Origin of the sequence: Hoyosella sp. YIM 151337 (assembly GCF_026041215.1) — a bacterium.
In the GTDB taxonomy this organism is placed as follows: domain Bacteria; phylum Actinomycetota; class Actinomycetes; order Mycobacteriales; family Mycobacteriaceae; genus Hoyosella.
Genome location: NZ_JAPEIQ010000043.1, coordinates 15,694 through 37,099 on the forward strand (window position 1 = coordinate 15,694; position 21,406 = coordinate 37,099).

Genomic DNA, 21,406 nt, shown 5'->3' on the forward strand with positions numbered 1-21,406 from the left:
TATGACGATCGCGCATTTCAATTCGCTCAGCCCGGAACGGGCGGCAGCGCTGCTCATCTCAGTCGCCCACATACCGCGGTGGGTCAACACGATCGTCGACAAACGCCCATTCCCGTCCGTGGACCGGTTGCTGGAATTCGCTGAGCGGGCGTCGATGTGCTGGACACAGCAGGAGGTATCGGCGGCGCTGGCGAAACACGCGCAGATTACCGAACGGGTCGGTGGCGGCGGCGCATGGACGGAACACGGTGATACAGCCGCCACGCAGCAAACCCCAGCCGCGCAGTCCTACGAGTTGCGCACCCTCGCGATGCACCGGCTTGAGTGGTTGCTGGGGGATTGATCGGTGTCCTGCCGCCCGGCCTCAGCCTCGATGCCAATGGCACGCTATCGGGTGCACCCACGCAGGCCGGCATATTCGAGTTCACTGTAAGCGCAGACAACGGGATTGATCCCGCCGCGTCTCTCCAGGCCACCCTGGTGATCGAGGAAGCACAATGCACCGATTCCCTGTGCGGCTCCATCACGCTGCCGGGGAGCTAGGGGCAGTGGAGGCGAAACCTCACGCGGGCGGGAAGGGTTCACCGTTCCACTCGACGATCTTCCAGCCATTCCGCGGCGAACCCTCGAGCGTGACGATCCCGGTGTTCCGCAGCGTGTCAGCGCCCCAGATGTCGAGGTCATGCCCCGGGTCGTTGAGGAGGGTGCCAATCATCACCGACGCGGAGTGCGCGTAAACCACCGAGTTCTGGTTGCGTGTCTTGTGGATGGCGGCGAGTGCGTCATTGAATCGGGTCTGGAACTCGGTTCCGCACTCGCCGGGAGCCTCGAAGCACACGCTCACGTCACCAGAAAGCCAGCTGTCGAGGACGCTGAACAGTGTGTCACCCGCCTGGTCGTGGGTGAGGCCGTCGAGACCGAACTGGATTTCCTCCACGCCCGGCAGCACGCGCACGTCCATGGCGAGTTCATCGGCAAGATACTGCGCGGTCTGCTGGGCGCGCGGCATGACGGATGCGTAGATCGCGTCGATGTCGCGGTCCCCAAGTTGCGCTGCTGTCTCCTTCGCCTGCTGGTGCCCGCGCTCAGTCAGCACAGGACCGGGAATCGAAGTGTTTATCACCTGCGAGGTGTTGCCATACGATTCCCCATGCCGGACGAACGTGACCGTGACATCTGTGTGCGGATTCGCGGCTTCCGCCGTCCCGCATGCAGTGGCAGCGGCGAGGGAGGCGGCTGCGGCGAGAGCCACGACAACGCGGGTGTGCTTGCCTTGTGTGTAACTCATGTTGATCTTCCTTCTATGTGGGTGTTTCATCGGGGGAGAACGCCAGTTGTCAGTCCGCCGTCGCACACCAGCTCGGTGCCGGTGCAGTACGACGAATCGTCTGAGGCGAAGAACAGGACGGCACGTGCGACCTCGTCGGCGCTCGCGGCGCGTCCAATGGGCAGGTCGTGCATGACTTTCTGCACGGTTGGATCGGCGAGCCGATCAGTGATCATGGGAGTGTCCACCATCCCGGGGAGGACGCAGTTCACCCGGATGCGTGTTGGCGCGAGTTCAAGGCTCGCGGTCTTAGAGAGCCCTCTCACCGCGTATTTCGAGGCGACATACGCGGAGTAGCCGGGCAGCGCCTTGACTCCGGCAGTAGATGCAATATTGACGATGGAACCGCAAGGCGACATGTGGGACGAGGCTGCGCGCATGCCGAGGAATACCCCGAGCTGGTTGATCTCCACAGCCCGCATGAAGGCGTCTGCCGAACCGTTAGCGTCTGCCAGGGATGTGGGGTAATAGACAGCTGCGTTGTTGACGAGAATGTCGAAGCGGCCGAACTCCCGCAGCGTGCAGCTGATCGCCGCGTTCCACGAATCCTCTTGTGAAACATCGAGGTACGTGAAGCGGCTCGTAGAGCCCAGCGCACGAGCGAGTTCGTTCCCCTCATCCTCACGGACATCTGCGACGACCACGCGAGCACCTTCGTCGGTGAACAGTTTCGCCTCGGCAGCGCCCTGGCCACGGGCCGCACCGGTGATGACGGCGACCTTGCCTGCTAGCTTGCCCATTGGTGGCTCCTTGTCATAAGGACGAGGCCCTCATATCCCGCGGCCTTCACGTCCTCGCAGATAGTCGTGTAATTGCCGAGCCCGCCGCAGTACAGCATGAAGGTGCGCGGCTTACCGGGAATGTTCGCGCCGACGTACCACGAGTTGGCGAGTGGCAGGAGGGTGCTGTTCGCAAGTTCGGTGACGTGTTCGGTCCACTTCTCAGCGGAGTCCCGGCGGGCCTCGACTTGCTGCACACCGGTCTGTGCACAATGGGTGATCAAGTCGATGATCCAGCCCACCTGCTGCTCCGAGGTCAGAATCATGTTCGCGAGCACCGCTGGCGAGCCGGGGCCGTTGACGACGAACATGTTGGGGAAACCGGGAATGTGCATCCCGAGGTACGTCACCGGTCCGTTCCGCCACAGATCTCCCAGGCGTGTGCCACCGGCGCCCCGAATGTCGATGCGCTGCAGGGTTCCCGTCAGCGCGTCGAAACCAGTCGCGTAGATAATGACCTCAAACTCGTAATGCGCTGCCCTGGTGCGGATCCCGCTGGATGTAACGGCCTCGATCGGCTCACGCCGCAGGTTGACCAGTGCGACATTGTCCCGGTTGAACGTCTCGTAGTACCCCGTGTCAGTGCAAATGCGCTTCGCGCCAATGGGGTGGTCGGTAGGTATGAGGTCGTCGATAATATCTGGGTCGCGAACGATATCTCGGATTTTCTCCTCGAAGAACTCGCGCGCGTACTTGTTCGCGGTGTGATCGATGTTCTGATCGGGAAACGTCTTGCTAAAGAGGACACCTCCGGTGCGCCACGTCGCCTCGAATGCCGCGCGCCGTTCCTCAGCAGTTACCTCCGTGGCGTTCTGCGGGTGCGCTTGGTGTGGTGAACCGCCGCCACTCACGCGCGCGTTGCGTCGTCTCTCCGGATAGTCCCGGACGATGCGCTTGTAGTCCTCGTCGGTGAGTGGACGGTTGAATGCTGGAACACTGTAGTTGGCGGTGCGCTGAAAAACGGTGAGCGAGGCGGCCTCGCGAGCGACCATGGGGATGGTCTGGATGCCGGACGATCCCGTACCGATCACAGCGACACGCTTACCCTCGAACGACGGAGACGTGTCTGGCCATTGCGCGGTGCGGTACACCTCGCCGGCGAAATCACTAGCACCCGGCAGCGCGGGAATATTCGGGGTGGAAAGCGACCCGGTCGCGAAAATGACGTTGCGTGCCCGATAGGTGTTTCCTGACGCCGTGCGAATGGTCCACACCGATTCCTGGGCGCTGAAGTGAGCCTGCTCGACGCGCTCTCTGAAGCGGATGTGGGGAAGGAGGTCAAACCGCTGCGCGACGTGGTTGAGGTACGCCAGGATCTCTGGCTGGGTCGCGTAACGCTCACTCCACCGCCACTCACGCTGCAGCTCGTCGTCGAAAGAGTAGGAGTAGTCGATGCTCTCGACATCGCAGCGGCAGCCGGGATACCGGTTGTAGTACCAGGTTCCTCCCACGCCGTCCCCGGCCTCGAGGCAGACGACATCGAGCTGTGCCTGGCGGGCAGTGTGAATGGCGTAGAGGCCAGCAACACCGGCCCCCACGACGAGGACGTCGTGTACACCGTCTCGGTGCTCACGCATGGTCATCACTTCCTAACAAGGTGGGCTTGGCTGAGTAGCGCTTTGATGTCACGAAACAGCAGGTCCCGAGCCGAATCCGCGGCGCGCAGCGAGAGGATCGTGGCGAAACCGTGGAACAGGTCTGGATACCGCCGATGAATGACGGGAACACCTGCTGCGGCGAGCGTTTCGGCGTAGTAGATGCCCTCATCGCCAAGCGGATCCAGACCGGCGGTGACGACGATGGCGGGCGGCAACTCCGAGTGGTCTGGCGCGCGAAGCGGTGCGACGTGGTGTTCCGGAATGGGAAGCGACCAGTCAGGCAGATACTGCTGCCAGTACCACAGCATTGCTTCGGCGGTGTTGAAGAACCCCGTCCCGAAACGTTCAAAGCTCGACGTGCTGCACGACGGATCGATCACCGGATACAGCAGAATCTGCCCCGCAACATGTGGGCCGCCACGCTCGGTGGCGATCATGCACGCGACAGCAGCGAGGTTCCCGCCCGCGCTATCACCGGCCACGAGGATGCGCTCCCGGTCGCCACCGATCCGGTCCGCGTTCTCCGACGCCCACACCAGGGCAGTCCAGGCATCTTCAGCCGCGGCTGGGGCTTTGTGTTCCGGTGCAAGCCGGTAACCGACCGAGAGCACGATCACGTTCGCGCCGCGGGACAGTTCCCGGCAGAACGCGTCGTGGCTGTCGATATCGCAGAACACGAACCCGCCGCCGTGCAGAAAAATCACCACGGGCAGCTGTTGGCCTTCGGCGTCATGGGGTACGTATATCCGTACGGGGAGGGGTCCGCCGCTGCCGGGGATCTGGAAGTCCTCCGACTGCTCTACCGCGTTGTGATTGGTAACTGGCAGCCGCCGAGCGGCGACGGCTGCGCGCGCCTCCTGCGCTGACATCTCTTCAACGCGGGGGAAATGCGTATTGAGTGAGTCGAGAACTGTGCGTATTTCCTGGTCTAACACTGTTGCCTCCGAAGCATGAACCGTCACATATGGCTGGGCAGGAATGTTGCGAGCCCGGGTGCCGCGATCAGCACGACGCACAAGACTGCAATTGCGGGCAGGAACAACGCGATGCCGCGAAAAACATCCCCGAGTGTGATGCGCTGGCCGAGACTGACGTCCGGGTCTTTGACGAGATCATGGACGATAAACGCCAGCACCCCGACCGGGGGCGTGATGATCGCAACTTCCGCGAGGATGACGACGAAAACCCCGAACCACAGCGGTGAGATACCGAGCTCCGCCACCACCGGGATGAGCAGTGGGACCGTCAGCAGCATGATCGAAAGTGGGTCCATGAACATACCCATGATCACGAATGTGACGAGGATGATGAGCAGGAATTCGATCCGGGTGAACCCCATGTCACCGACCCACCGCGCGAAACCCGGCCCGATGCCAGACACGGACAGCACCCGGGCGAGCGCCATCGCCCCGATGAACAGGAAGAAGATCGTCCCGACGCTTTTCAGCGTGTCCGTGGTGGCTGTGGCGACCTTCTGCCAGGGCTGGTCCTTGCGCTGGTACCACAGCGCGAGCAGGGTGGCTCCGAGCGCACCGACGGCGCCTGCTTCGGTCACCGTCACCGCACCGGTGTACATCCCACCGAGCACGAGGACAATGAGGGTCGGCAGTGGCCACAGTGTTGCGGCGGTGCGCAGCTCCCTCGCCCGGAAGCGATCGCGAGAGCTGCCGGTGCGGACTCCTGCCAGCTGCGGCCGGGCGGTACATATCGCGATCACAGTGAGAGCAAAGAAGGCGGCCATGAGCAGTCCCGGAACGACGCCCGCGATCAATTGCTGACCTACCGGCACCTGCGCTAGCCCCGCGTAGATCACCAGGAAGATGCTCGGCGGAATCACCTGTCCCGGAAGTCCTGCGACGATCGTTGAGCCGACGGCGAGACGGCGGTCGTAGCCTGCGCGCAGCATCTCCGGAACACCGATGCGTGCCAGCGCGTGGACCGTGCCGACGGTGGTTCCGCTGACAGCTGCCAGGCCTGCGCCTGCGCCGTTCGTGACGACCGCGAGGCCGCCCGGCATCCAGCCGATCAGTCCTCGTGCAGCGCTGTACACGCGTTGCGTCACGCCAGCCCGCCACAACAGCACACCCATGAAGATGAACATCGGGATGACGCTCAGCTCCCAGCTCGCCACCGTGTCGTAGGGGAGCCGACCAAGCAGGCTGGTGGCCGCCGCGGGGCCGTACAGCCCGTAAAGCCCCAGCACGCCGGGGGCGGTGAGTGCAATCCCGATCGGCACCTTCAGGAACACGAGCAGCAGCATCAAGGTGACCGCCGCACCGCCCACCGTTTCGCGGGTGGACGGCCCGAGTATGAGGATGACGCACACGCCAGTCGCGGTGATGATCGCGGCCCGGATCAGCCATTCGTGGCGCGTGGTGAGGACTCTTGTTTCCTGCGTCATCAACATGACCGTGACCCCCTCGCAGTTGAGACCGCTTCGGCGAGGACCTGCACCGTTATAGCAGCGAAAATCAGGGGAACAAGAAACGTGACGGGCCAGATCACAACCCCCGTCACCCCGCCAGTCAGCCCAAGGTGCTGGCTGTGGAGCGCTTCACGAAACCCGAAATACGCGAAGCCCGCGCAGGCGATTGCCACGAGAAGCAAACCCGCGCAGTGTGTCTCCCGCTGAAGCCGCGCCGGCAACCGATTGAAAAGCACCCGAGCCTCGGTGTGTGCTCTGTCCCGCTGGGCCAGCACGAAACCGCAGAGTGCCACCAGCGGCATGTACCAGTAACTGACGATCTCGTTGGTCCCGGTGACCGGTGCATTGACGAATGTGCGCAACGCGGCGTTGAGCACAATATGCAGCATCATGATGATGAGGCCGGTGGCTGCCACAGCGAGCGTTGCCACCCGGAGCGCACCGACAACGTTGCGCGGCCGGCGGGATGCGGAGAGAGCGGTCATCGCTGGAACACCCTCACGATGGCCGGTGCTGGGACAGAACGTCCTCACGCAGACGATCCATGAACGGTTCGAGATCGATCTCGCTGGACGTGTACCAGTCGAGGAACTCAGCATCGCTCACGCCGGGATAGCCGAGTTCGGCGACGACACCGCGCCACCTTTGCAGAGCGTCCTCCAGGCTGCTGACGAGTGCGTCACCGTCGAGTACGGGGCTGCGGCGGGCTTCGCCCAGCATCTGCGCATTGACTTCGGTGAGAGCCGCGGCGACGTCGGGGCTGAAGGAACTATATGTTCCGCCGTTCTCGTCGATGAGCTCAGCCGCTCCGATCGTCGTGTTCCAGATACCTTCGCGCAGCATCACTTCGATGTACACGTCGAGGCGGTCGTAGATGAGTTGCTGGGCTACTAGCGGCAGCGAATCCCATTTCGCTTTCCCGAAGCCAAGTCCATAGAAGAGCCGCGCGAATCCGACATCGGAATCGATGGTGTAGTTCGGCGCGAGCGGTACGGTGCCGACGATGTAGCGCGTCCACAGCGCCTGGAGTTCACAGTCGATCGTGCCTCGCTGCAGCGCCTGATAGATCTCCGAGTAGGGCAGCGAAACAGGCGACATGCCGAGTGCTTCAGCCTGGCGGGCGAACGCGGCGCCACCCACGCGGACCTGTGCGCCACTCAACTCCGCCAGTGACGCGCGCGGCTGCGTGCACATCAGTCCGGAACTGGTTGCCGCACCCCAGGGAAGGAGGAGTTTGACGCCCTCACGTTCGGTTTCCGCCATGATCTCTGGTGTGGCGAGTGCAGCTTCCAGGTAGCCACCGAGGGCTTCGAGTGTGCCAGCGACGGGTGTGTGGTCACCGAGGAAGCTCGCGTTGGCGAGCGCGCCATGCGCGGGGTAGCGGGACGGCTCATAAACCGCGTACACATAGTCGAAATCAAGTCTGCCGTCAGCCAGGGCTTGTGGTGCCTGGTCTGGTGGGGCGATCGAATTGCCGTACGCCACCTCCATCGTGATCTTCCCGCCCGACCACTCATTGAGCGCCTCTGCATAGGTCTCAATGTGGAGTGCCTGCGCATCACCCGGACTTGTGGGCAGCTGCGTGGTGAGGTGGATTGGCGGGATGTCTTCGAATGCGGCGATGTACTCGTCTTTGGAGGCGCCTGCGACTACCCCGGTGCGGTCTGCGCTGCCCGCAGTGCCCCCGTCGGCCACACACGCGGTCGCGGTGATCGTGAGGGCTGCTAGTGCAGCACCGGCGAGCGTTTTACGGCGTAGCGTTCGTGTGCTCGTCATGACGTGTTCTCCATCAACAGATATGGGTCAGGCGGGTTCGCGTACGCGGTGCGACAGCGCGAAGGCCGCCGCGAACGAGTGGATACCGAGGTCGGTGAGAATCTGCGTTGTGACGGCGCTGGATGCTTCCTCACTCGAACGCAGGTAGAGCACTACGCCGCGGCCGTGCGCCGCGATGGTGCGCATCGCCTCGCGCAGTCGAGAGCGGCACTCACAGGCGAGCGATCCGAAGATGTCGCCAGCGGCGCATTCACGGTGGACGTGGACGAGTACCTCGCCGGTGCCGAACGGGGTATCGCCACACACGAGCGCGACGTGCTCGGATTCGTCAATGGTGCTGCGGTACCCGATAGCGCGAAAGGCGCCGAACTCTGTCGGAATTCGAGCGGACGTGACTTGTTCCACCCACTTTTCGTCATCACGCCGCCAGGCTGTGATATCAGTGACCGCTACAGCGGCGAGTCCGTGCTGTGCCGCAAAGGCCCGCACCTCAATTGCGTTCGCAATGCGGCACGGATCCAGTGGGCTGACGAGCTCAGTGACCACTCCGCAGTGCTGCAGTCCTGCTAGCCGGGCGAGATCGGCAGCGGCCTCCGCAGGCCCACTGCGGCTCAGCAAGCCACCATCCTGAACGCGTTCAGCGACGACATGGCCGGGCCGGGTCAACTCGTCCGGCTGCGTGGTGGCGGAGGCCAATAGCCGGATGGTTCTGGCCCGGTCGGCCGCGGAGATGCCGGTGCCGATATCGTGCGCCGCGTCGACGCTAACGGTGTACGCGGGGGTGCGAGCGTCCGGCGCCGGACAGACAGGGGGGAGGTCCAAGCGGTCGCAAGCCGTACCCGGCAGCGCGACCCGAAGGTAACCCGGCGAGTGGCGCACCGCGAACGCAACGAGTTCGGTGGTCGCGCGTTCTGCTGCGAACACGAGATAACCGGTGCTGCCGTCGAGTAGCAGGACCGCGCTGCCTGCCGCTACAGCGACGAAGGCATCCTGAACGCTGAGGGTGTTCATTGCTAATCCTTCATCGCGCCGTGCCCGCGAGAGCGCGCTGCTCGCTCATCTGCACGGCGATTTCAATCAACTGGTCTTCCTGCCCGCCGATCAGCGCCCGCCTGCCCGCGTCGACGAGGATCTCCGCTCCAGAAACCTTGTAGCGGGCGGCGAGCGAATCCGCGTGCTTCAGGAAGCTCGAGTACACACCGGCGTACCCCATCATCAGTTCCATCCGACCGAGGCGACATTCAGCGTCCATGATGGGCAGGACGACATCTTCTGCGGCATCAGCGATCGCGAAAACGTCAATACCGGTTGGAATTCCCAGCTTCTCGCAGACCGCGACGAATGCTTCGAGGGGTGTGTTCCCGGCGCCCGCGCCGAAGCGGCGAACAGAGCCGTCGATCTGTGCCGCGCCAGCCCGGACCGCGGCGACACTGTTCGCCACCCCCAGCCCCAGGTTCTCGTGACCGTGGAAGCCGACCTGCGCGTCGCCGCCGAGTTCGCCAACGAGGGCAGCAACCCGGTCGCTGGTCTGCTCGAGGATGAGCGCACCCGCGGAGTCAACGACATACACGCACTGGCAGCCCGCGTCAGCCATGATTCTCGCCTGCTTCGCGAGCTTCTCGGGGGGCTGGGTGTGCGACATCATCAAGAAACCAACGGTCTCCAGCCCGAGGTCGCGGGCGGTACCGAAATGCTGAACCGAGGTGTCCGCCTCCGTGCAGTGCGTGGCAATCCGGCAAATGGCTGCGCCGTTGTCGTGCGCTGCCCTGATGTCGTCGTTCGTGCCGACACCGGGCAGCATCAAGAACGCGATTTTCGCCCGCTCGGCGGTCTCGACCGCTGTGCGAATCAGATCGAGTTCGGGGGTGGCTGAGAAGCCGTAGTTGAATGACGATCCGCCGAGACCGTCCCCGTGCGCGACCTCGAGGACGGGAACACCCGAGTGATCGAGGGCGCGGACGATCTGCCGAACATCGTTGATGGAGAACTGATGACGCTTCGCGTGCGAGCCGTCGCGGAGCGACGAGTCAGTGATCCGGATTGACGGAGTAGACATGTCAGTTCGCCCCCTTGAGCTGCGCGAAAACTTCACCCAGCCGCGCTGCCGCTGCGGTCATGATGTCGAGATTGCCCGCGTAGGGCGGCAGGAAGTCCCCTGCGCCTTCAACCTCCAGAAACACTGCGACGCGGGCCATGCCACCGCTGATAGCTGTCGGGGCATCGAACTGGGGCTCCGCCCTAAGCCGGTAGCCGGGTACGTACTGCGCGACGTCGGCGACCATGCTCACGATCGACTCGCTGATCTGCTGCCGGTCCGCATAGGGAGGAATGGAGCAGAACACGGTGTCTCGCATGAGAACTGGTGGTTCGGCTGGGTTGAGGATAATGATGGCCTTGCCCTTTTGGGCCCCGCCGATCGTTTCCAGTCCGCGCGCTGTCGTTTTCGTGAACTCGTCGATGTTGGCACGCGTCCCCGGTCCAGCGGACAGCGATGCCACCGAGGCAACGATTTCCGCGTAATCGACTGGTACGACACGCGACACCGCCGCCACGATCGGAATTGTGGCTTGTCCGCCGCAGGTGATGAGGTTGACGTTCGGAGCGTTCACATGCTCCTTCAGGTTCACGGAGGGGATGACGGCCGGACCTACTGCGGCGGGCGTGAGATCGATTGCACGGATGCCCATCTCGGTGTATCTCGGGGCCGCTGCGCGGTGGACGTACGCAGTCGTCGCCTCGAATACCAGGTCGGGCAGTTCCGGCTGATTCAGCAGCCAGTCGATCCCCTCGTGAGTCACCTCGAGACCGGCTTTCGCGGCCCGCTTGAGCCCGGGGCTTTCCGAGTCAACACCGACCATGTACCGCGGTGTGATGACATCGCTGCGTAATAGTTTGTAAAGCAAGTCGGTCCCGATATTGCCGGGACCGACAATTGCCGCTGTAGCCATCGGTTTTCCTTAAACGAAAGAGAGCGAAACAGAGCCGAGTCCAGAGAATTTTGCGGTGTAGCTCGAATCCGGCAGGACATCGATGGCGCGTGTGCACGAGCCAGGCAGAACGAGGTGCCCTGCGCGCAGCCGAACCCCGTAGGGGCTGACTTTCCTGGCGAGCCACGCCACTGAGGTGGCAGGGTTACCGAGCACCGCATCCGATCTTCCCGCTGCGATAACCGCGTCACCGCGGAACAGCGTGGCGTCGATCATGGTGAGGTCGAGCCCGTCGACTGGGGCGCCGTCCCCGATGACGTAACCGGCCGAAGAGGCGTTGTCGGCGACGGTGTCCACTATGGTGATCCGCCACTCACGGATGCGGCTGTCAATCAGTTCGAGGGCTGGTACCACCCGTTCGGCGGCGGCCAGAACGTCGTATTCGGTGCATTCTTCGCCGGGGAGGTCCGCGCCGAGCACGAACCCGATCTCGACTTCCACGCGGGGATAGCAGTACCGGCTGAGATCGACGGGAAGATCCTCGTGGAGTTCCATCGAGCTGAGGAGATGTCCGTAGTCAGGCTCGTCGACGCCCATCATCTGCTGCATGACGATAGCCGACAGACCGACCTTGTGGCCACGAACCTCATCGCCTGCGGCGAGCTTGCGCCGGATGTTCACCAGCTGGATTTCGTAGGCGTCCTCAACCGTCATGCCGGGGAACGATTCACTGAGAGGTGCGATGGGTCGGCGCTGCGACTCCGCGGTCTCGAGACGTGCGGCGGCGTCGCCGCGCTGAGAGAGAAGAAGCATGGCGATCAGATCATCGAAGTGAGTGGGCCGGGCGAAGGAACAATATCCAGCGAAGCCAGGGCAGAGGCGTGGAAGACCGAGCCGGGCACGTGGATCGCGTGAGCGAGACCCATATGGCCGTCCCGCCAGAACCGCTGCAACGGATGTTCCATACGCAACCCATTGCCGCCAGACCGTGCGACGATCTCATCCATCGCGCGCACTGCCCGCCACGCGGCAGACACTTGTGTGCGCCGGCTCTGCGCGCGGTCAGCAAAGGTGATCTCCTCACCCGCGTCGACCTTGTCATAGAGTCGAGACACGTTGTCCAGCAATGTCACCCGCGAGGCATGGATTTCGGCGGCCGCATCGCCGATCGTTGACAGCACGTACGGGTCGTCACGAACTGCGGTGCCGACAATCTGTACGCGATCACGCTGGTAGTCGAGGTGATGCGCGAGTGCGCCCTCGCAAATGCCGATCACCGCCGCAGTGATTCCCAGCGGGAAGATCGTGGTGTAAGGCACGTGAAACGTGGGGTTTTCCAGTCCCGCCCCCCGCACCTGGCTGCCGTCCATGAGCTTGTTGAACTCGATGACGCGGTAGTCGGGGATGAAGGCATCTTTGACGATGATGTCTTTGCTGCCCGTCCCGCGGAGGCCGACGACATCCCATGAGTTTTCGACAATCTGGTAGTCGCTGCGTGGCAGCAGCACATGGATCATCTCCATGCTGGGCAGTTTCTCCCCGGACTCATCGCCGAGCCACGCGCCGAGGAAGATCCAGTCGCAGTGGTCGGTGCCGGAGGAGAATTGCCAGCGTCCATTGAAAATGTAGCCACCGTCGACGGGGCGCAGAATGCCCATCGGTGCGTACGGCGAGGCGAGCCACACATTGTGGTCCTCGCCCCACACCTCATGCTGGACCTGTTTGTCGGCCATCGCGAGTTCCCAGGGATGAACACCCACGATGCCGGCGACCCAGCCGAGTGAGCCGTCGAGGCTCGCGAGCCGCATGACGGTCTCGGCGAACTCGACTGGGTGTGCTTCCGCACCGCTGTACTGCTTTGGGGCGAGCATCCGCATGACGCCGGATTCACGCAGCAACGCGGCGGCGGTGTCGTCGAGTTTTCCGAGCTTCTCGCTGCTGGCGGCAGTCGCCGCGAACTGGTCTGCATGTTGGTCGACGAACTCTAGTACGGGATTGGTAGACATGTCACACCTCGTTTTCTGCCCGCGCGAGTGGGCTGATTCAGTAGTTGAGAAAGTTCAGCGCTGGCCTAGTGCGTGCAGGACAGCGAGGTAGCCGAAGACAATGGATGGTCCGATAGTTGCTCCCGGACCGGCATATTCTCGTCCCATGACCGACGCGGATGTGTTGCCCGTGGCGTACAGTCCGTCGATGCGGGCCCCGTCCTCACGGAGCACCCGGGCGTGCTCGTCACACACGAGTCCGCCTTTAGTGCCGAGATCACCAACCTCGATGCGGAACGCATAAAACGGTGCTTTGCCGACTGGATCGAGGTTGGGGTTCGGCAGCGTGGGATCTCCGTAGTAGTGCTCATACGCACTGTCCCCGCGTGAGAAGTCCTCATCCTTGCCTTGCGCGGCAAAGGTATTGAAGCGTGCAACGGAAGCACTGAGATTCTCGGCGTTCACCCCGATCTTGCGAGCGAGTTCACTCATCGTTCCGGCCCGGTGCACGATTCCCGCGTCATAAAACGGCTGCGGGATCTTGCCGCCTGGCATGATCTGCGCGAACGGATACCGGGTGCGCGTGCGGGCATCCATGATGCACCAGGCTGGCAGATGTTTGCCTTCGAGCTGGTCGTGTACGAAGTTGACGTACGGTGCGGCCTCGTTGGTGAATCTGTTGCCGTCACTAGACACAATGAGCTGGCGGGGGATGGCACGTTCAGAAACGAGCGGAATCGTGCTGCCACCGGGACGTTCGACGGAGGGCATCCACCACGCATCGTCCATGAAGTCGATCGCGGCGCCGAGTTCAATGCCGGCGTTGATGCCGTCACCAGTGTTCGAGGGAGCTCCAAGGCTGTGGTTCGCCTGCCCGCCATCGGGGAGGTAGGTGTCACGCATTTCGGCGTTGTGCTCGAAACCGCCCGTAGCGAGGAGCACTCCGCGCCACGCACCGATGCGCAGTGGCCGTCCGTCACGCTCGATCGTCACACCGGTCACGCGGCCGGTGGTGTCCTGAATGAGCCCGGTCATCGGGCTGTTCAGCCAAAGGGGCACGCCAGCGTCGCGCAACGCGAGGCGCATCCGCGCGACCAGCGCCCGGCCACCGGTTGCCATGCGGCGGCGGCGGAAAAGGTTACTCAGCACCCGCCACATGGATACGGCGATCATGCTGCGGCCCTTCCATGTTCGCGTGACCATCGCCATGTGGTGGTAGTCCTTTGACGTGATCCACAACCCCATTGGGCCGACGAGCAGGTTCGGGCCAAGGTCATTTTCGAGGGCGCCGAGCTTGCGAGTATCAAACGGCGGTACCTCGACAGACCGTCCCTCGGGCCGGCCGCCCTCAAACTCCGGGTGGTAGTCGGAATATCCTTCAACCCAGAGGAATGCGAGCCATGGGCTTCGTTCGAGCAGCGCCATCGCATCGGGCCCGTAGTCGACGTAGGCTTCGAGCCGCTCGCGCGGCACCTCCCCGTCGGTGAGAAGTTCCAGGTAGCGCAGGATCGATTCGCGTGAGTCGTTGTGACCGCGCCGGCGCAGCTCCGGGTTGTTTGGGACCCAGATGGCGCCGCCGGAAAGTCCGGTCGAGCCGCCGAATGAGGCGGCCTTTTCGACAACGACGGTCGACGCTCCTTCGTGGGCGGCGGTGAGCGCCGCCGCCATCCCGCCGCCACCGGAACCGATCACGACGAAGTCGTATTCGTCATCGAAAGCGGGCGTGCTGTCGGGGGTCATGGTCGCTCCTCATTGCGGGTGAGAAAAGCCAGAACGACGGACTCCCAGGCGGATTTCTGTTCGATCATCACCCAGTGTCCGCAGTCCGGAAACACGTGAAGTTCGGCGTTTGGAATGGTGCGCATCGGCACGATCGCCATGTCGAGGGGGCTGACGCGATCGTCGCGCCCCCATGTGATGAGCGTTTGTGCTGTGATCTTGTGGAGCATCGCCCACGGGGGCGGGGCGTCTGACGTGTTCATCGCCGCAACCATTGCCTGGAGGGCGGCACGCCCATACATCTTTCGGGCACTGGCGAGCGTTGCGGGGTCGGTTGCCTGCTGCCAGCGCTGTTCGATCAGCTCGTCAGTGACGAGACTGCGGTCGAACACCATCGAGTTGAGCCACTCGACGAGTCGTTCACGAGTGGGGTTCTCAGTGAACTCGACCAGCAGGTTGATGCCCTCACTTGGTCCCGGGCTGAACAGGTTCCGGCCGATTCCGCCGATCGTTACCAGCTTGCGCACCCGTTGCGGCTGTACTGAAGCGAACTGGCTGGCGATGATGCCGCCCATCGAGTTGCCGATGACATCGACCTGGCTAAGCCCCAGCCCGTCCAGGAAACGGGTGACGGCACTGAGTGCACCCACCATCGGGTGCTCGCCGGTCCCGTCACTCACCCCAAATCCAGGGAGTTCCAGGACAAGGCAACGGAAGTGGGGCGCGAAGCTCGCGAGGTTGTCACCGAAGTTGCGCCACCCGCTCACACCGGGGCCTGATCCGTGCAGAAGCAGGAGCGGAGGGAGGTGCGCTGCGCCAGCCTCGTGGTAGCGGAGAACCCCTCGCCCCGTGGGGAGTTCACGCAAGGTGGCGTCATAAGTTACGCGGTCTATTAGCTCCGTCACACTCTGGACGCTACGGTGTGGCAGGTCACGCTAGCTACGGCGTGTCCCGCTCATCGGAAGACTCAATTCACTACGTCAGCTGACGCGTTCGACGATCATCGCCATGCCCTGGCCTCCGGCTGCGCACATGGTCACGAGGCCAAGCGTCTCGTCACGGCGGCGCAGCGCGTTGAGCAGGGTTACGGTCATGCGGGCACCAGTCATGCCGAAGGGGTGGCCGAGAGCGATCGCACCGCCATAGACGTTCACTTTGTCCAGGTCGGCGCCTAGGTCGTCACAGCTTGGGAGCACCTGCGCGGCGAAGGCCTCGTTTATCTCGACCAGGTCGATGTCGCCGATGCTCAGCCCCGCGCGGCGCATCGCCTGCTGTGACGCCTCGACTGGGCCTAATCCCATGATTTCGGGGGAGAGTGCAGACACCCCGGTGGAAACGATCCGGGCGAGTGGTGTGATGCCGAGATCCGAAGCCTTCTGGTCTGACATCACGACGAGTGCTGCGGCCCCGTCGTTGAGGGGACAGCAGTTACCGGCGGTGACAGTGCCGTCGCGGTGGAAAACGGGCTTGAGTATCGCCAGGCTTTCAGCAGTCACTCCGGGTCGCGGTGAATCATCTGTGTAAACAACCGAGCCATCGGGTGTGGTGATGGGGACGATTTCGGTTGCGAAAACCCCGGCAGTCACGGCGGCCTCAGCGCGATTCTGGCTCAGTGTTGCGAACTCATCCTGAGAGCGGCGGGACACACCGCGCTGGGCTGCAACGAATTCGGCTGTCAGGCCCATCGCGACGTAAGGGTTGGGCAGCTCGCCGTCGATGCGGGGGTCTTTCCATTCGAGCGTGCCCTCGGCGATGGCCTGTGTGCGCTTGGTCGCGTCGCCGTATCTGGGGTTGCCGGTATCCGGCATCCCATCCGCTTTCCCTCGGGTGTACCCGGAGACCACCTCCACGCCGGCTGAGATGAAGACATCCCCCTCCCCGGCAAGGACCGCGTGCGCGGCCATGCGAGTGGTCTGAACGCTCGAGGCGCAGTAGCGCTGGACGGTTGTGCCGGGGAGGGCGTCAAGATCCAGTCCGAGCGCGATCATGCGGCTCAAGCCGTAGCCCTGCTCACCGGCTGGCTGCGCGCAGCCGACGAGAAGGTCTTCGATGTCTGCGGGGTCGAGCTCGGGTACCTGGCCTAGTGCCGCGCGGGTGACGGCGGTCGCGAGATCGTCCGCGCGGCACTCGCGCAGGGACCCTTTATGTGCCCTGCCGATGGGCGAGCGGGCTGCCGCAACGATAACTGCTTCTCTCATAACCCTCCTGTCAACCTAACGCTTGCTAGGTTACACAGGATGCCGGGTACCTCCTTCCGGACGCAAATGCCCGTCCGATTCGCTGAGCGGATGTGAGCAGAAGGCTGGCTAATGACCGGTGTCTGACCAGATCGCGCGGGCCGGTGATCGAGACGGCGGCGACTGCATAGCCGCCGTTGTCCCGGATGGGAGCGGCGAGGCAGTGGATGCCACGATAGTTCTCCCCGCGGTCGAACGCGATTCCCTGTTCGCGCACCTGGCTGAGTTCGCGGCGTAGCTGTTGCGCGTCGCGGGTAGCGCTGGTGCGCGGTGGCGTGCCCGCGGCGATTACCTGGTCAGTGAGGTGTGGTGCGGAGAACGCCATGATTGCTTTGCCGGAGGCTGTGCAGTACGCGGGCTGCCTCCCGCCTGCATGCGACGGATCCACCCCAGGCGGCAGAACCCCAACCTTGTCGATGTAGAAGATCTCGTGGCCGTCAAGGATGGAAAGATGCGCAGCGAGGCCGGTCCTGCCGTGCAGCGCGTGAAGCTGCGGCAGGGCGCACTCGTGGAGCCGGTTGTGGTGGGCGGCAAGGCCGCCGAGTTCGAGGATGCCGATCCCGAGCCGGTAGTTGTTTTCCGACCGTTCGAGCGCACGCAGCGCAACGAGCTGGTTAAGAATCCGGTGCACCGAGGACCGTGGCAGTCCAGTTTTGCGGACAAGGTCCGCGAGGGACTGTTCGGGTGGGCCACTGCCGAACGCGTAGAGAATGCGCGCCGCACGGGCCAGCATGGACGGTTCGAGTTCGGGTTCGGTTGCGACAGCGGGGACAGGCATGTGGCCGCTCCTTTGTCCCGGACAGCGGGATAACTGCGTGTGTGATTTGGGTTACGTACGTACTGTAACCCACATGAGACATCATTGTCTCATTTCTTTACGGCTTTGGTTCGGGACTTGCGGAGAGGCTGTGTATGTCTGAACTCGTGCTCGACTCGGTGCGTGACCTCCTGCCTGGCATCAGGGAACGAGCGCAGCGCACCGATGAGGGTCAGACGGTCTCGAGCGTTGCGGTCAAGGAACTTAACGAGACTCGCTTATTCGCATTGCTTCGGCCCAGAGAGTTTGGGGGCATCGAAGGCGAATTGCTGACGTGCTGCACCGCAATCAAAGATGTCGCCCAAGCATGTGGCTCCACTGGTGTCCTCGCAGCCGCATTCGCTGTTACGCCCTGGCGCGCTGCGTTACTCCCACACGAAGCACAAGAGGAAATGTGGGGAACGGCGTTTGACACCATGATGTCGTCGAGCGTGAGTTCCTCCGGCACGATCACGCCTTCGCCAGATGGTTACCTCGTACGCGGGCGATGGGCGGGCATTCCCGGTTGCGAGCACGCGGACTGGCTCGTCGTGCGGGGAGCGCTCGCAGGCAGCGGCGAGACTGCGGTTCTGCTCGCGCCAGGGGAGTACACGGTGATATCCGATGAGCCTCGCTTAGGCCTGCGGGGCGCGCTATCTCGCGCCGTGGTGGTGGACAGCATGGTCGGTGCCCACCGGATTCGGGTGCTCGGTAGCGGGGCAGGCATAGAGCATCTGCCGCCGTCGTCTGCCCCGCTGTACCGGCTACCGGCGGACGCAGTGGCTGGGGCCGTCTTTGCTTCCGCTGTGATCGGCATGGCAGAAGGCGCGTTTGCCGAGTACACCATGTTGCCGCGCAGCGAACCCGACTCGCACCAACTCGTTCGGTTCGCTGCTGCGGCCAGCGATATTGACGCCGCGTGGCTACTGATAACACGCAACCTCTGCGACATCGTCGCGCACACGATCGCTCATGAAGACATCCCAGAAGAACTTCTCCTGCGTACTCGCCGTGACCATCACGTCGCCCTCGCGCGAGCAACCACAGCGACGTCAGTTCTCGTCGAGAGTGCCCGGGGAGCTCCGTCCCAGGCGCTGAACGTCAGTAATCCTGTTACGCGCCACTGGCGCGACATTCATACGGCCCGCGCATGGTTGCCTTCCGGCAGCACGGCGGAGTTAGCCCGCTACAGCCGCGCTGTTCTCGAAGACGGCGGACTCACACCCGTCGATCACACCACTCAACACCTGGAGGAAGAATGATCCATTCACTCGGATACCTGAGGTTCGAGACCGCCAAGCTCGACGAGTGGCGCCGCTTCGGCACTGACGTCCTCGGTCTCGAGGAGACGACTGGGCCCGCGCAGGACCATCTGTACTTCCGGATGGACGAGCAGGCTGCGCGTTTCGAATTCATCCCGGGTGACACCGACAGGCTCCTCGCCGCAGGATGGGAAGTGCCGAACCGGCGGGCACTTGAAGATACCGTTGCCCGGCTGGAAGCCGCGGGTCATGCCGTCAAGCCCGGTTCTGCAGAGGAAGCCGCTAGCCGACGCGTCGAGCGCTTGATTCACGTCGACGATCCCAACGGCAATCACCTTGAAATTTACTGCGGGCCCGCGCTGAACCACAGCCCCGTTGTCACACCCCATGCGGAACGCTTCGTCACCGGGAACCTTGGGCTCGGACACATCGTGCTCTCCGCGGCCGACATCGACGCGTCCTTCACCTTTTACACCGACGTACTCGGATTCCGGCACCGCGATTCACTCCGATTCCCCGCCGCGGCCATTGGTGGTGAGGAAGGTGCGATGAACTGGGTGCGGTTCTTAGGCTGCAACCCTCGCCATCACAGCCTTGGTTTGTGTGAAGCGCCGTTCCCCGCCGCGATCTTCCACTTCATGGTGGAACTCGAAACCCTCGACGACGTGGGACGTGCTCTGGACCGTTTCCATGAGCGGGATATCACGATCATGCAGTCCCTTGGACGCCACACCAACGACAAGATGGTGTCCTTCTACGCCGCAACCCCGGGCGGCTTCCAAGTCGAGTACGGCACTGACGCAATTCTTGTTGATGACGCGACCTGGACGGCCAAAGAGATCACCGAAGACGCGTACTGGGGCCACCGATGAGCACTCTGAGCCCGGCTTCTCCCGCGGACTTCCGGCGTGTCCTCGGTCGGTTCGCCTCTGGTATCACCGTCATCACCTCGGTTGACGAAGCAGGTCCGGCCGGGTTCACTTGCCAATCTTTCTCGTCGCTGTCACTGGACCCACCGCTCGTGCTGTTTTGTGTCGCCGATGCGTCAACGAGCTGGGCGCGCATCGCGCCCACTGGACGGTTCGCGGTCAACGTCCTCGCCGCGGATCAGCGGGACGTGTGCCGGAACCTCGCGGTCCCGGGCTCACCTGACAAGTTTCGGCGCGTTGTATGGCACAAATCCAATCTAGGGACCGCTCACCTCGGGGGCGCTCTCGTCACCATCGATTGCCGTATCAGCGGTGTGTATCCCGGCGGCGACCATCGCATCGTCATCGGCGAGGTTCAGGAACTGCATGACCATCGCGAAGGTGACCCACTGCTCTTCTTTGGTGGCCAGTTCTGCTCCGCATCAGCCCATTTCGGCGTTTCCGCTGCCCAAGGAGGAAAGCAGTGACTATCCAAACCAGTCCCGCTGGCCGAACGGTTCGCACGATCGAAGCCGCGCCACCACCCGCCAGGTTCGCGCGCGGGTGGCACTGCCTCGGGCTCGCCGACACCTTCAAAGATGGCAAGGCGCACGCGATCGAGGCTTTCGGCACCAAACTCGTCGTTTTCCAGGGCGATGACGGCAAGCTCAATGTCCTCAACGCGTACTGTCCGCACATGGGTGGTGACCTCACTCATGGCACAGTGAAGGGAAACGCGGTTGCCTGTCCTTTTCATGACTGGCGCTGGGGCGGTGACGGTAAATGCGCGGGGATTCCTTACGCGAAACGAGTTCCGCGTGGTGCACGTACGCGAGCGTGGATCACGCTGGAAGAAAACAAGCAGCTGTTTGTGTGGAATGACCCGCAAGGTGCGCCTCCGCCGCCAGAGATGACCATTCCTCGTATCGAGGGCGCGTTCAGCGACGAGTGGAGCAACTGGACGTGGAACAGCTTGCGCGTCGAGGGTTCGCATTGCCGCGAGATCGTCGACAACGTTGTGGATATGGCGCACTTCTTTTATGTCCACTACGCGCTGCCGGAGTACTTCAAGAACGTCTTTGAGGGTCACGTGGCTACCCAGTACCTCAACGGGACAACGCGTGCGGATGCCGAACTGGGCTTTGTCCCTGGATCCACCGACGAGATCGCACAGCGTTCGGAAGCAGCGTATTACGGGCCGTCCTACATGATCGATTATTTATGGAACACCGCCGCGGGTGTCACCAGTGAGACAGTCCTCATCAACTGCCATTACCCGATCAGCAACAACAGTTTCATGCTGCAGTGGGGCGCGATCGTCAAAAAGTTCCCCGGCATGAGCGATGAGGAATCCGATGCGGTGGCCGCGCAGGTAGCTGACGCGGTTGGTTTGGGTTTCCAGCAGGACGTCGAGATCTGGAAGAACAAAGCCCCGATCGACAACCCGCTCCTGTGCGACCAGGACGGACCGGTCTACCAGCTGCGCCGGTGGTATCAGCAGTTCTATGTCGATGCTGAAGATGTCACGCCTGAAATGACCGACCGCTTCGAGTTCGAGATCGATACATCCCGCGCGGTCGAAGTCTGGAAGCGGGAAGTGGCCGAGAACGTCGCCAACGGAGTGTCCTTCTCCGTCATTCCAGCCTCGTTGCGTTAGTGAGGGAGTA

At 63.1% G+C, this 21,406-nt stretch carries 22 protein-coding genes; 6 read left to right on the forward strand and 16 right to left on the reverse strand.

The genetic code is table 11. The features are described from left to right. The first annotated feature begins 1 nt into the window (after position 1). Both ONR57_RS20440 and ONR57_RS23545 read left to right on the forward strand, forming a co-directional pair. On the forward strand, positions 2-343 hold the full coding sequence (locus tag ONR57_RS20440; RefSeq protein ID WP_265125554.1) for a 2-oxo-4-hydroxy-4-carboxy-5-ureidoimidazoline decarboxylase: 342 nt from the start codon (positions 2-4) through the stop codon (positions 341-343). Beyond that, positions 325-543: an Ig domain-containing protein gene (locus ONR57_RS23545; RefSeq protein WP_374116502.1), complete on the forward strand. Its 219-nt coding sequence runs from the start codon at positions 325-327 to the stop codon at positions 541-543. The genes ONR57_RS20440 and ONR57_RS23545 overlap by 19 nt, the downstream gene beginning before the upstream one ends. 19 nt (positions 544-562) lie before the next feature. Here the strand turns inward: ONR57_RS23545 and ONR57_RS20445 are convergent, their stop codons facing one another. The 16 genes from ONR57_RS20445 to ONR57_RS20520 form a co-directional block, all read right to left on the reverse strand. After that, entirely contained in the window at positions 563-1,288 is a 726-nt protein-coding gene (locus ONR57_RS20445; RefSeq protein WP_265125555.1) for a histidine phosphatase family protein, read from the reverse strand. A 26-nt stretch (positions 1,289-1,314) separates the two neighbouring features. Then, complete coding sequence (locus tag ONR57_RS20450) at positions 1,315-2,067, reverse strand: SDR family NAD(P)-dependent oxidoreductase (RefSeq protein ID WP_265125556.1); 753 nt, start codon at positions 2,065-2,067, stop codon at positions 1,315-1,317. Next, complete coding sequence (locus ONR57_RS20455; protein ID WP_265125557.1) at positions 2,055-3,683, reverse strand: NAD(P)/FAD-dependent oxidoreductase; 1,629 nt, start codon at positions 3,681-3,683, stop codon at positions 2,055-2,057. The genes ONR57_RS20450 and ONR57_RS20455 overlap by 13 nt, the downstream gene beginning before the upstream one ends. A gap of 5 nt (positions 3,684-3,688) precedes the next feature. Next, complete coding sequence (locus tag ONR57_RS20460; RefSeq protein ID WP_265125558.1) at positions 3,689-4,666, reverse strand: alpha/beta hydrolase; 978 nt, start codon at positions 4,664-4,666, stop codon at positions 3,689-3,691. Then, the gene (locus ONR57_RS20465; protein WP_265125559.1) at positions 4,663-6,105 is read right to left on the reverse strand and encodes a TRAP transporter large permease; all 1,443 of its coding nucleotides are present in this window, start codon (positions 6,103-6,105) and stop codon (positions 4,663-4,665) included. The genes ONR57_RS20460 and ONR57_RS20465 overlap by 4 nt, the downstream gene beginning before the upstream one ends. Continuing rightward, positions 6,105-6,614 carry a TRAP transporter small permease gene (locus ONR57_RS20470; RefSeq protein ID WP_265125560.1) on the reverse strand — a complete coding sequence of 170 codons (510 nt, stop codon included), beginning with the start codon at positions 6,612-6,614 and terminating at the stop codon, positions 6,105-6,107. Before ONR57_RS20470 ends, ONR57_RS20465 begins: the two co-directional genes overlap by 1 nt. Positions 6,615-6,627: 13 nt before the next feature. Beyond that, entirely contained in the window at positions 6,628-7,905 is a 1,278-nt protein-coding gene (locus ONR57_RS20475; RefSeq protein WP_265125561.1) for a hypothetical protein, read from the reverse strand. Positions 7,906-7,932: 27 nt separating this feature from the next. Next, complete coding sequence (locus ONR57_RS20480) at positions 7,933-8,916, reverse strand: 3,4-dihydroxy-2-butanone-4-phosphate synthase (protein ID WP_265125562.1); 984 nt, start codon at positions 8,914-8,916, stop codon at positions 7,933-7,935. A gap of 10 nt (positions 8,917-8,926) precedes the next feature. Further along, entirely contained in the window at positions 8,927-9,961 is a 1,035-nt protein-coding gene (dmpG, locus tag ONR57_RS20485; RefSeq protein WP_265125563.1) for a 4-hydroxy-2-oxovalerate aldolase, read from the reverse strand. Position 9,962: 1 nt separating this feature from the next. Next, on the reverse strand, positions 9,963-10,853 hold the full coding sequence (locus ONR57_RS20490) for an acetaldehyde dehydrogenase (acetylating) (protein WP_265125564.1): 891 nt from the start codon (positions 10,851-10,853) through the stop codon (positions 9,963-9,965). A gap of 9 nt (positions 10,854-10,862) precedes the next feature. After that, positions 10,863-11,645: a 2-keto-4-pentenoate hydratase gene (locus tag ONR57_RS20495; protein WP_265125565.1), complete on the reverse strand. Its 783-nt coding sequence runs from the start codon at positions 11,643-11,645 to the stop codon at positions 10,863-10,865. A 5-nt stretch (positions 11,646-11,650) separates the two neighbouring features. Further along, positions 11,651-12,838: an acyl-CoA dehydrogenase family protein gene (locus tag ONR57_RS20500; protein ID WP_265125566.1), complete on the reverse strand. Its 1,188-nt coding sequence runs from the start codon at positions 12,836-12,838 to the stop codon at positions 11,651-11,653. A 54-nt stretch (positions 12,839-12,892) separates the two neighbouring features. Beyond that, entirely contained in the window at positions 12,893-14,557 is a 1,665-nt protein-coding gene (locus ONR57_RS20505) for an FAD-binding protein (RefSeq protein WP_265125567.1), read from the reverse strand. Then, positions 14,554-15,441: an alpha/beta fold hydrolase gene (locus ONR57_RS20510; protein WP_265125568.1), complete on the reverse strand. Its 888-nt coding sequence runs from the start codon at positions 15,439-15,441 to the stop codon at positions 14,554-14,556. The genes ONR57_RS20505 and ONR57_RS20510 overlap by 4 nt, the downstream gene beginning before the upstream one ends. Before the next feature lie 75 nt (positions 15,442-15,516). Then, positions 15,517-16,734 carry an acetyl-CoA C-acetyltransferase gene (locus ONR57_RS20515; protein ID WP_265125569.1) on the reverse strand — a complete coding sequence of 406 codons (1,218 nt, stop codon included), beginning with the start codon at positions 16,732-16,734 and terminating at the stop codon, positions 15,517-15,519. Positions 16,735-16,759: 25 nt separating this feature from the next. After that, entirely contained in the window at positions 16,760-17,551 is a 792-nt protein-coding gene (locus ONR57_RS20520) for an IclR family transcriptional regulator (RefSeq protein WP_265125570.1), read from the reverse strand. A gap of 134 nt (positions 17,552-17,685) precedes the next feature. On the opposite strand from ONR57_RS20520, the gene ONR57_RS20525 reads away from it, so the two are divergent. Genes ONR57_RS20525 through ONR57_RS20540 form a run of 4 tightly spaced genes read left to right on the forward strand, consistent with a single transcriptional unit; the run spans position 17,686 to position 21,396 of the window. Next, entirely contained in the window at positions 17,686-18,831 is a 1,146-nt protein-coding gene (locus ONR57_RS20525) for an acyl-CoA dehydrogenase family protein (RefSeq protein WP_265125571.1), read from the forward strand. Then, on the forward strand, positions 18,828-19,703 hold the full coding sequence (locus ONR57_RS20530) for a VOC family protein (protein WP_265125572.1): 876 nt from the start codon (positions 18,828-18,830) through the stop codon (positions 19,701-19,703). The genes ONR57_RS20525 and ONR57_RS20530 overlap by 4 nt, the downstream gene beginning before the upstream one ends. After that, positions 19,700-20,227, forward strand: a complete 528-nt coding sequence (locus ONR57_RS20535) for a flavin reductase family protein (RefSeq protein WP_265125573.1) — start codon at positions 19,700-19,702, stop codon at positions 20,225-20,227. Before ONR57_RS20530 ends, ONR57_RS20535 begins: the two co-directional genes overlap by 4 nt. Next, on the forward strand, positions 20,224-21,396 hold the full coding sequence (locus ONR57_RS20540) for a Rieske 2Fe-2S domain-containing protein (RefSeq protein ID WP_374116503.1): 1,173 nt from the start codon (positions 20,224-20,226) through the stop codon (positions 21,394-21,396). Before ONR57_RS20535 ends, ONR57_RS20540 begins: the two co-directional genes overlap by 4 nt. Positions 21,397-21,406: the final 10 nt, after the last annotated feature.